General features: G+C 68.9%; 7 protein-coding genes and 2 pseudogenes. 3 read left to right on the top strand and 6 right to left on the bottom strand.

Going from position 1 to position 10241, the window contains the following annotated elements; translation table 11 throughout:
• Positions 1-154: pseudogene (locus tag ACOJVU_RS03860) on the bottom strand (MmgE/PrpD family protein); the annotation flags it as partial.
• A 275-nt stretch (positions 155-429) separates the two neighbouring features.
• Between ACOJVU_RS03860 and ACOJVU_RS03855 the strand changes: the two are divergent.
• Positions 430-1794: an HNH endonuclease signature motif containing protein gene (locus ACOJVU_RS03855; RefSeq protein ID WP_421528571.1), complete on the top strand. Its 1365-nt coding sequence runs from the start codon at positions 430-432 to the stop codon at positions 1792-1794.
• Here ACOJVU_RS03855 and ACOJVU_RS03850 read toward each other — a convergent pair whose 3' ends face one another.
• The 4 genes and pseudogenes from ACOJVU_RS03850 to ACOJVU_RS03835 all read right to left on the bottom strand — a co-directional run bounded on the left by ACOJVU_RS03850 (position 1795) and on the right by ACOJVU_RS03835 (position 6103).
• The gene (locus ACOJVU_RS03850) at positions 1795-2304 is read right to left on the bottom strand and encodes a DoxX family protein (protein ID WP_421528575.1); all 510 of its coding nucleotides are present in this window, start codon (positions 2302-2304) and stop codon (positions 1795-1797) included.
• Positions 2305-2518: 214 nt separating this feature from the next.
• Positions 2519-3823: pseudogene (locus ACOJVU_RS03845) on the bottom strand (hypothetical protein); the annotation flags it as partial.
• Positions 3824-3842: 19 nt separating this feature from the next.
• The gene (locus ACOJVU_RS03840; RefSeq protein ID WP_421528570.1) at positions 3843-4748 is read right to left on the bottom strand and encodes an alpha/beta fold hydrolase; all 906 of its coding nucleotides are present in this window, start codon (positions 4746-4748) and stop codon (positions 3843-3845) included.
• Between the two features lie 269 nt (positions 4749-5017).
• Positions 5018-6103 (bottom strand): histidine phosphatase family protein, encoded by a 1086-nt coding sequence (locus ACOJVU_RS03835; protein ID WP_421528569.1) that lies wholly within the window; start codon positions 6101-6103, stop codon positions 5018-5020.
• Positions 6104-6367: 264 nt separating this feature from the next.
• On the opposite strand from ACOJVU_RS03835, the gene ACOJVU_RS03830 reads away from it, so the two are divergent.
• Positions 6368-8239: a tetratricopeptide repeat protein gene (locus tag ACOJVU_RS03830; protein ID WP_421528568.1), complete on the top strand. Its 1872-nt coding sequence runs from the start codon at positions 6368-6370 to the stop codon at positions 8237-8239.
• A 109-nt stretch (positions 8240-8348) separates the two neighbouring features.
• Positions 8349-9218: an alpha/beta fold hydrolase gene (locus tag ACOJVU_RS03825; RefSeq protein ID WP_421528567.1), complete on the top strand. Its 870-nt coding sequence runs from the start codon at positions 8349-8351 to the stop codon at positions 9216-9218.
• On the opposite strand, the gene gnd is transcribed toward ACOJVU_RS03825, so the two are convergent.
• A complete protein-coding gene (gene gnd / locus ACOJVU_RS03820; RefSeq protein ID WP_421528566.1) occupies positions 9211-10233 on the bottom strand; it encodes a phosphogluconate dehydrogenase (NAD(+)-dependent, decarboxylating) in 1023 nt (340 codons plus the stop codon). The two genes, ACOJVU_RS03825 and gnd, sit on opposite strands and share 8 nt — an antisense overlap.
• Between the last annotated feature and the right edge of the window lie 8 nt (positions 10234-10241).

Genomic DNA, 10241 nt, shown 5'->3' with positions numbered 1-10241 from the left:
CGGCGTTGTCGATGATCCGGTTCGCCACCATCTCCGCGACGTCCGGCTCGACGGGAACCGGGTCGGTGGCGACGTCGGCGATCTTGGCAGCCAGGTGTTCGCTGCGCGGAAACGCCTCGGCGCTGCGCCGCGCCCGGACCGTGTGTATCAACACACCGTGCACACTATTTTGCGCCGCGCGCCCATTTTGCGCCGCGCCCGGTTTTGCGCCGCGCCCGGTTTTGCGCCGCGCCCGGTTTTGCGCCGTACCCGGTTTTGTGCAGCGCCCGGTTTTGCGCCGTACCCGGTTTTGTGCAGCGCCCGGCCGGGACCGGGTGGCCAACCTCGCCGCGGTGCGCCGGATGACAGGTTTTCCGCCTGCGCCCCTGGCGCTTCAGGTCCAGCATCTCGGGGCGACCTGTTGTCGGTGGCCCGGCATAATATTCGAACATGAGTTCGAGTAGTCGCGAGGAGGTCGCCTCGGTCCTCGACGCGCTCGACGCCGACATGGATCGCGCCTGCGCGCTGTCGTTCGACGCTTTGACCAACCCGGAACGGTTGCGGATCCTGATGCGGCTGGAGAGAGTCGCCCGACGGCTGCCCGTCCCCGGCCACCAGCTGATCAACCAGCTCGCCGAACGAGCCACCCGCGAGGAGCTCGGCGCCACGCTTCCCGACGCGCTGGCCGACCGGCTACGCATCACGCGCGGCGATGCCACCCGGCGCGTCGCCGAGGCCGGTGACCTGGGTCCGCGCCGCGCCCTGACGGGGGAACCGTTGCCGCCGCTGCTGGCCGGCACCGCCACCGCCCAACGCGACGGCGACCTGGGCTCCGGACAGGTGCGGGTCATCCGCCGCTTCCTGCACCACCTGCCCCACGCCGTCGACGTGGGGACCCGGGAGAACGCCGAAGCCCACCTCGCCGAACTGGGCGCCTGCCACCGCCCGGACGATCTGGCCAAACTTGCCGAGCGCCTCAACGGCTATCTGAACCCCGACGGCACCTACACCGACGAGGACCGCGCCCGCCGCCGCGGCATGACGCTCGGCAGGCAAGACATCGACGGCATGTCCAAGCCGACCGCCTGGCTGACCCCCGAATCCCGTGCCACCCTGGAGGCCGTGCTGGCCAAAACGGCGACTCCCGGCATGTGCAACCCCGACGACCAGATGCCCGTGGTCGATGGCCAAGCCGACGAGCAGGCCCGGCAGCGCGACAACCGCAGCCCCGCCCAGCGCAACCACGACGGGCTCAACGCCGCGCTCAGAGCGCTGCTGGCGTCGGGAGACCTCGGCCGGCACAACGGATTACCTGCCACCATCATCGTGACCACCACACTGGCCGAGTTGGAGGCTGCCGCCGGACGCGGCCTGACGGCCGGAGGGGCCCTGTTGCCCATGAGCGACGTGATCCGACTGGCTCGCCACGCGCACCACTACCTGACCATCTTCGATCGAGGCAAAGCGATCGGACTGTGCCACACGAAACGACTCGCCTCACCCGGGCAACGAATTGTCCTGTACGCCAAGGACCGTGGGTGTACCCGGCCAGGATGCGACAGGCCCGGCTACTGGACGGAAGCGCACCACGTCGAGGACTGGGCCACCACCCACCGCACGGACGTCAACAAGCTCACGCTGGCGTGCACGTCGGATCACCCACTGGTGGGACCCGGCGGCTGGACCACCCGAAAGAACGCGCGCGGCGACACCGAATGGGTACCGCCGCCCCATCTCGACTACGGCCAACCGCGAACCAACCTGTTCCACCACCCGGAAAAGCTTCTGGCAGAAGAGGACGACGACGAGCCGTAGCTACCTCGCCGGTTTGGCCGGCGGGCGGTAGAAGATCAGTAACTGGCCGAAGGCTCCGGCCAGGCCGAGCCCGGTCGATATCAGCAGGCCGTGCCAGCCGTCGCACCAGTTCTGCCCGAATACCAGCCAGTCCAAGCTCAGCCTGCCCGCACCGAGTGTGGCCACTGCGACCGCGCTCGCCGCCAGGACCAGGTTGTACTCCCAGCCCTCTTTGACGATGAAGAAGCCGTTGGCGCGGTGCACGGTCCAGGCCGCGACCAGCATCAAGGAGACGAAACCTGCCGCGGGAATCGGCGTCAGCAGCCCGGCGGCCAGGCCCAACCCGGCGGCCATCTCGGTGGTCGCGGCCACCGTGGCGTGAAACCTGCCAGGTTTCATGCCGATGCTTTCGAACCACCGCGCGGTGCCCGGGATACGGCCCCCGCCGAAGAACTTGTTGTAGCCGTGCGCGGCCAACGTCACACCCAACACCAGTCGCAGGATCAGCAATCCGACATCCTGGCTCGACACTGCGTCGTGAATCATGCCTGCAAACCTAGAGCATCGGCCGGGGTGACACGAATATCGATTGATGTAACGCTTCCCCGCGTTTCACCGCGGTGCGGCGGCGCTACAGCGCCGCGTCGAGTAGCCGCACGTAGGCGTCGCTGCCGGCGTCGATGCCGGCGTCGCTGCGGGCGTCACTGCCGGCGTCGCTGCCGGCGTCGCTGCCGGCGTCGCTGCCGGCGTCGTCTCCCGGGAAGGCCGACGCCGCCGCGTGCACGCTGATCGCGGCGGTGTCGCCGATGCCGTGCATCCCGTGGGTCAGGCCCATCGCGGGCGACAGTGCCGGATACCCGGCCGTCAGCACCACCCGGGCACCCCCGAAACTCAGGTCGGCCTCCCCGCGATGCACGCTGGACACCACCGTGTTGCCGGCCACCTGCGCCGGCCGCACGCCGGGGTCGAACCGCGCCACGCCCCACCGCAGCAGCACCGGGGGCATCGCGGCGAACGCCCGGTGGGCGCTGCGGGTGGCCGGATGCGCGAAGCGACGCCGGCCATTGGCCAGGTCGGCGGCGATCCGCTCGGCGCGGTCGTCGCGACCCAGGTTCGGATATAGACCCAGGACGACGTTGCCGAAGTGGTTGTGTGCCTGTGGGGCAACGGGTTTGGCCATCGGCACTTCGGCTCCCAGCGAATCGGCCCCCAGCGAATCGGCTCCCAGCGAATCGGCTCCCAGCGAATCGGCCCCCAGAGAATCGGCCGCACCGCCCAGCAGCGCCGACAGCGCCGTGGACACCGCCCCCAGCACCCCGACGGTGACCGTGGGGCCGGGCAGCTGCGAGCGGTGCCGCACCAACGTGCGCACCGAGCGTGCGCCGCCCGGACGGACATTGGTGGGCTGCAACGGGCGCAACCCGGCTCCCGGTGCCAGCAGCCCGGCGCACCCATCGCCGACCAGCCGGCGATGGGTGCGGGCCGCATCGACGGCCCGCCACCCGAAGCACGCCACCACCGGCCGTCTGAATCCGGGCACTGGGGCGTCCCGGCCGAAAAGCCACGCGGGCAGCGCCGCCGCGCGGGCGCCGTCGGCCAGCGCGTGCGCGACCTGCAGCACCGCGACCGTTCCCGGCCCGGCGACACCCGGGACGCCGAGCACCGGCGTGAACACATGCAACCGCCAGGGCACCAGTTCGGCGTCGAGCTGCGCGTCGGCGAGCCCGGCGACGGCCGCCAGGCAACCGGCCCAGCCGCCGCCTGCCACGTCGCCGCCTGCCACGCCGCCCCCTGCCACGCCGTGGAGAACCACCTGCCGTGCCGCGTCCACCAGCGCCGGGACCCACCGCGGACAGGTCAGCGGATTCCGGTCCTGAATCCGCATCGCCAACGACGGGCAGGCACGGGCCCGCCGACAGACGTGTTCGACGGCGTGCGCCAGATCAGCCAGCTCGCCGTCGAAGGCATACAGCAGGAACTGGTCGTTCGGGATCTTGGCCGACATCCAGTAGAACTGCGCATCCACTGCCGTCATGTACCGGGCCGTCATGTACTGGCCCGTCATGTGCTCAGCCGGGCGAGCCGATGAACCCGAGTACCAGATCGGCAACCTTGTCCGGCTGTTCGAGCTGCAGGAAATGTCCAGCGTGTTCGACGATGGCGACCTCACTGCCGGCCGGCAGCACTTTTTCCACCCAGTGGGTGAAATCCGCTGTCATGCAACCATCGTCGCGGCCGTGCAGGTACAGACACGACAGCACGGGCGGCTCGGTCCAGCGCCGGTCCAACTCGGCATACCGCTTCGGCGGGGCGGTGTTGCGGACCAGGGCCCGGTAGGTTCCCAGGGCCGCGCGCCAGCTCTCCGGTGTACCGATCGCGGCGTCGACATGACGCAGGTCCTCGTGCGGGTTGTAGCCGGGCGACCATCGTTTCCACAGCAAGGGCAACACCCAGGAGGCCGAACGCTCAGGCAGCCAGGGCAATTGAAAGTAGAAGATGTACCAGCTGCGCAACAGCTGACGCGGCAGCCGACGGACCAGCCGGCCCCGCTCGGCCACACCACCCCGCAAGCGCAGCGCCGCCGAGGGCGGCACCGACATGATCACGGCCCTGGTGAACGGGCTGTCGGGCATCGCGGCCAGTCCGGTGGCGGCAATCGCCCCCCAGTCGTGACCGATCACCACGTCGCGATCGGTGCCGCCCGCCGCCGACCGGACTCGCAACGCGTCGTCGCACAGCGCACCGATGTGAAAGCTACGATCGGCCGGGATCGAAGACGGGGCATATCCCCGCATGAAGGGCGCGACGACCCGCCAGCCGGACTCGGCCAGCCGGGGAGCGACCTTGCGCCAGCCGTACGGGGTATCGGGAAAGCCATGCAGGCACAACGCAATCGGGCCCTCGGGCGGCCCCCAGGTCAGCGCCTTGAGGTCGCCACCGGCGCCCGGCACGTCCAGCCAGCGCGGTTCAGGCATCGCAAGTCGCCCTCGACGTATCTTCGGTCGTATCCCAATTGGTCATGTCCAAGTCGGTCATGTCCACTCCTCATCAGGCCCCGGTCGTCAGAGACCGTTCGTCAGAGACCGTTCGTCAGAGACCGTTCGTCAGAGACCGGTCGTCAGAGACCAACGTAACGCGAAGAGCGACGTCGCCGGAATACCACTGGGCACGCGCCGACGGCAGCCGCGCATCACCGCGCTACGGAGGAGTGCTGCCCCGCAGCGCCGCAGCGCACCCGTCGCGGCTAGACAATTCCCAAAAACAACGCGTCGAACGCGACGTTCAATGCCTCGCCCGCGGCCACGTCGGTGACAAGATTCTGCACTGCGCTGGCCGTGTCGCCAATCACCGATATCGGGAACTGGACCGTGGCCGCGCCGATATTCTGCAGGCCCTCCTCAAGCGCGGTCCCGACCGCCGTCGGATCCCCGGTGAACAAGGCCTCGGTCACGTTGTACGCGGCGATCTGCGGTGGCGTGATCAGATCGCGCACGTCGACGACCAGTTGCGTCAACAATCCCGGGTCCCGCGGAATGGCCTGCCCGTCGAAGCTGACCAGGGTCCACCCCTCGGTGGGGTCGCCTGAGAGCACCACCACCCCGGTGTTGGGCAGGAAGTCTTTGCCGTACACCAGATCCTCGGCGAAAAGGGGAAGGAAGATCGCCAGATCCGGGTTTTTCGCATTCATCAGCGACCAGGTGCTGATCGCGGCCTCACCGGAAAACGCCACATCGGTGGTCGAGCCGCCCGAGCTCACGGTGCTGTCGTAGATCGAGGCCACGGCGTTGCTGAAGCCTTCGTCGAACGACACGCCGTTCAGGTCGAAGGAGCCCCCCATGGGCACGCTGTCCAAGCCGAACACCCAAGCAGCCAGGGTCAGGTCGTAGAGGATGCCGCCCGGGCTCGCTGACGGGTCGCCGTTGTAGATGCCGCCGGCGATCTCGTCGAGACCGGGCAGTTGGGTGATGTTCATGTTGAGTGCATCGGCCAACGGTTGGGCGGTCTGGATCATCCTGAGGTTCTCCCCGGCGTAGATACCGGCGTACGGGGCCCCCTGCTCAAGAACCTTGGCCACCGCATCCGCCTGCTCCTCGCCGGTCGCGTTGAGCGGATATCCCGGCAGGTAGGACCCGATGGTGGACAGGTACGACACGGGCCCGTCGGACCCGTGCCGGACGAGGTCCAGCACGATGTCCTCCTCACCGGCGGCGAGCTGAATCGCGCGCTGCTGCGATTCGGCCGGCGGCGGGGTCACCGGAGTGGCGGCGATGAGACCGGCGGTTGCGGTCGCGACACCGGCGGCCAGATACGCGCGACGGCTGAGTTCCATGACGTTGTCCTTTGGCTCGATGGCCGATGACCGATGGCCGATGGCCGATGGCCGATGACCGATGGGGAACTGAACGCGGGATGGATGCAACCAGAGCGTAACCAATGGAACGTGTGAATCGGTAGATCTCGCCGGAATCATCCGCCGACCACCCCGCAGCGCCCGCAGCAGCTCCGGGGTGGTAACGCCCGTGAGCCTGCACCTGCGCCGCGGGATCGGAGCCGGGCCGAAGGCCCGTTTGATACGGTCCCGCAGGAGGGTGTCATGGCGCTGGTCGAGCCGATCATCGTGGTGCTGGGCCCCTGGTGCGGCGGCACATCGGCTGTAGCGGGAGTCCTGCACCACCTCGGCGTGTTCATGGGCACCGACTTCGACCTGGTGATTCGCGAACCCCACGACACCTGGGAGGACTACCAGCTGGCGTTGTTGTGCCGCAAGGCATTCGCGGCGTATCAGGGACCAGGCAACAGGCTGCGCATGGACCCCGACTCCTGGCGCGCGAAACTTCGCGGGTGGGCTGATACGCACCGGCGCGCGGCCCTGCGCGCCGAGCAACGACCGGGCGCCAAACATCCGCTCCTGTGCCTTGCGGTGGACGCCGTCCGCGACGCGTGGGGGCCGGTGGTGCCGGTTGTGGTGGACCGCCCCCAGGACAAGGTGGTGGCGTCGCTGAATCGGCTCGGCTGGCTCAGGGACGAGCAGGAGCGCGCGGATTCGACGGCGCACCTGATCGCCGCACGTGACCGCGCGCTCGGCGACCCGAAAACGATCAGGCCGGAACCGATCGGGGCGGCCGCGATCAGGGTGGACTTCGAGGCGCTGCGCGCCGCGCCGGGCGCGGTGATCCGCCGCCTCGCCCGGGACCTGCGCCTGGAGGTCACCGAGGAGCAGGTGGCGGCGGCCACCCGCAGCATCGTGGGGCCGGTCGAGGTCCGTGCCGGTGACAAGACAGCCGATCCTGCGGCACACCTGCGGGATCGGCTGCTGGCCCGGGTCGATGACTGTCCGCAGGACGCGCGGGCAGTTTTCTTTCTGGCCCAGACGTTCTTCGCGCGCAACGATTTCGACAACGCGACACAGTGGTACGCCCGGCGCGTGGAGATGGGCGGCTGGGACGAGGAACGCTATTTCGCGATGTGGCAAATCGCCCAGTCGATGGCGCAGCAAGGAGCGCCGGGACCCGACGTCGTGGACGCCTACCTGCGGGCGTGGGAGTTCCGTCCGACACGCGCCGAGCCGCTGTACGCCGTCGCCCGCCGCTACCGCGCCGAACAGCGTTACCGGATGGGCTACCTGTTTGCTCAGCGCGCCGCCGAAATCCCCTGCCCGGAAGACGATCTGCTGTTGATGGACCCTGACATCTACGGGTGGCGCGCACTGTATGAGCAAGCGGTCTGCGCCTCCCGGCTTGCTGACGATACCGAGGCGTTCACGTTGTGGCGGCGTCTGCTGGCCCGGGACGATCTTTCCGAGGAGGATCGGCAACGGTTCGCGGCCAACCGCGATGTTTTTGCTCCGGCGATGGCCGAAGCCGCGCTGTCCTACCCCGATGGGCCGGTACGGGGTCTGATCGGCGGTTCCAGTGAGCCCGACGTGGTGGTGAGCCTGGTCGCCGGGCCGGACCGCACAGTCGCCGAGCACACACTGAACTCGTTTCTGCGCTGCTGCCTCGACAGGTCGCGGATCGGGCGTTTCCTGGTCATCGACGCCGGATTGTCGGCACGGGACCGCAGGATTCTCGAGGAACGCTACGGGTTCCTCGAGTTCGGCGATCCCGACTCCGCGAACGGGCGGTTCTGGCTGCATCTGGGTCAGGGCTGGCGGTTCTTCGCCCCCGAGAACCTCATCACTCGGCTGACCGCGGTGCTCGAGACCGAACCGCAGGTGTGTCAGGTGGGCGTCAACTTCGCTGACGCGGTCACGCTGACCGGAACCTGCGCGGCCGAGGCCGCGACACGCCGAAACCCCGCCGCCGGCCGCTACGTACTCACCGACGTGATGGCCCGCGGCCCGGCGATGTTCGACACCGCGCGCCTGGACGGGGCAGCCGGCCCCGGCGACGTTGCGCAGGGACCGGGGGCCGACGGGTCGCGCACCGCCAGCCTCGACGAGGTGCTCTGCGTCCGCATAGTCTGACCCGCCACGGCCGGTTTCGGAGTGGTGGTGGCGGCACCGCAGACCGAGTGCGGCTCACCGTCGGCGGGCGGTTCGACGCACGCGCATCCGGCCTGGGTAACGTCAGGGCATGACCGCCGCGAGCAGCAACCCGCAGACCGTCGAGTTTTCCGGTGTCGACGGGATCAGCCTGGTCGCCGACGAATGGAACCGCGGCGCCGCGTCCGGGCACCCGACCATCCTCATGCTGCACGGCGGCGGCCAGAACAGGTTCTCCTGGAAGAACACCGGCCAGGTGCTCGCCGACGGGGGATTCCACGTCGTCGCCCTCGACGCCCGCGGACACGGCGACAGCGATCGAGCCCCCGGGGCCGACTACGCGGTCGAGACGTTGACCGCCGACGTCATGCACGTCCTGGACACGCTCGGCCGACCCGTGACGATCATCGGGGCCAGCATGGGCGGGTTGACCGGCATCCTCGCCGCCCACCGGGCCGGCCCCGACCGGGTCACCCAACTGGTCCTCGTCGACGTGGTACCCCGCTTCGAGAAGGGCGGCAGCGCCCGTATCCGCGACTTCATGATGGGCAACCTCGACGGGTTCGACACGCTGGAGCAGGCCGCCGACGCCGTCGCCGAGTACCTGCCCTACCGCACCAAGCCGCGCAACCCGGAGGGTCTGACGAAGAACCTGCGCCTGCGCGACGGTCGCTGGTATTGGCACTGGGATCCCGCGTTCATGACGAAGCCCGGCGACGACCCGGAGCTGCGCACCGAGAAATTCGAGCATGCCGCGACGAGCCTGACGATTCCGGTTCTGTTGATCCGCGGGAAGCTGTCCGACGTCGTCAGTCCCGAAGGGGTCCAACACTTCCTGTCGACGGTGCCGCAGGCGGAATTCGTCGAGCTGTCCAACGCCGGGCACACCGCGGCAGGCGACGACAACGACGCGTTCAGCGAAGCCGTTGTGACGTTCGTCCGGAGGGGATCGCTCAGTTAGCGGGTTTTTCCGCGTGCCCGCCGAACTGCTTGCGCATCGCCGACAGGGCTTTGTTGGCGAAGTCGTCGAGCTCGCGTGAGGCGAAGCGGGACTGCAGCGCGGTCGTGAGCACCGGAGTGGGAACGCCTTCGTCGATCGCCGCGATGGACGTCCACCGGCCCTCCCCCGAGTCGGACACGCGCCCGGAGAACTCCTCGAGCTCGGGCGAGTCATGCAGGGCGATCGCGGTCAGGTCCAGCAACCAGGAGCCGATGACGCTGCCGCGCCGCCACACCTCGGCGACCTCCGAGATATCCAAATCGTATTGGTAGAACTCGGGATTCGACAGCGGCGCGGTTTCGGCGTCGCCTTCTTGCACGTGCTTGCCGACGTCGGCGTTGCGCAGCACGTTGAGCCCCTCGGCGAGCGAGGCCATCATTCCGTACTCGATGCCGTTGTGCACCATCTTGACGAAGTGACCCGCGCCGGACGGCCCGCAATGGAGGTAACCCTTCTCCGATTGGGCGACCGCGCCGTCACGCCCCGGTGTGCGTTCCGCCGCGTCCACCCCCGGGGCGACGGTGGCGAAGATCGGCTCGGCGTGGTCGAATGCGGCAGCGTCGCCGCCGATCATCAGGCAGTAGCCACGCTCGCGACCCCACACGCCGCCGCTGGTTCCGCAGTCGAGCAGCCGAATGCCGCGCTCGGACAGGGTTTTCGCGTGCCGGATGTCGTCCCGGTAGTAGGAGTTGCCGCCGTCGATCACGATGTCGCCGGAGTCCAGCGTGGTGGCCAACTCGTCGATGACCCCCGTGGTGATCGTTCCGGCGGGCACCATCACCCAGACCACGCGCGGGGCACTCAGCTTGTCGGCGAGCTCCTTGAGCGAGGACACACCGATCGTGTTGTCCTCACCGGCCATGGCTTTGACCGCGTCGGCGTCGTGGTCGTAGACGACGCATTCGTGGCCGTCGTTGACCAGGCGGCGCACGATGTTGGCGCCCATTCGGCCCAAGCCGATCATCCCTAGTTGCATGGCGTGCC

Source organism: Mycobacterium sp. THU-M104 (assembly GCF_049197365.1).
GTDB lineage: Bacteria > Actinomycetota > Actinomycetes > Mycobacteriales > Mycobacteriaceae > Mycobacterium.
Note: the sequence above shows the minus strand (reverse complement) of the source record. Positions and strands in the feature narration are given on the sequence as shown.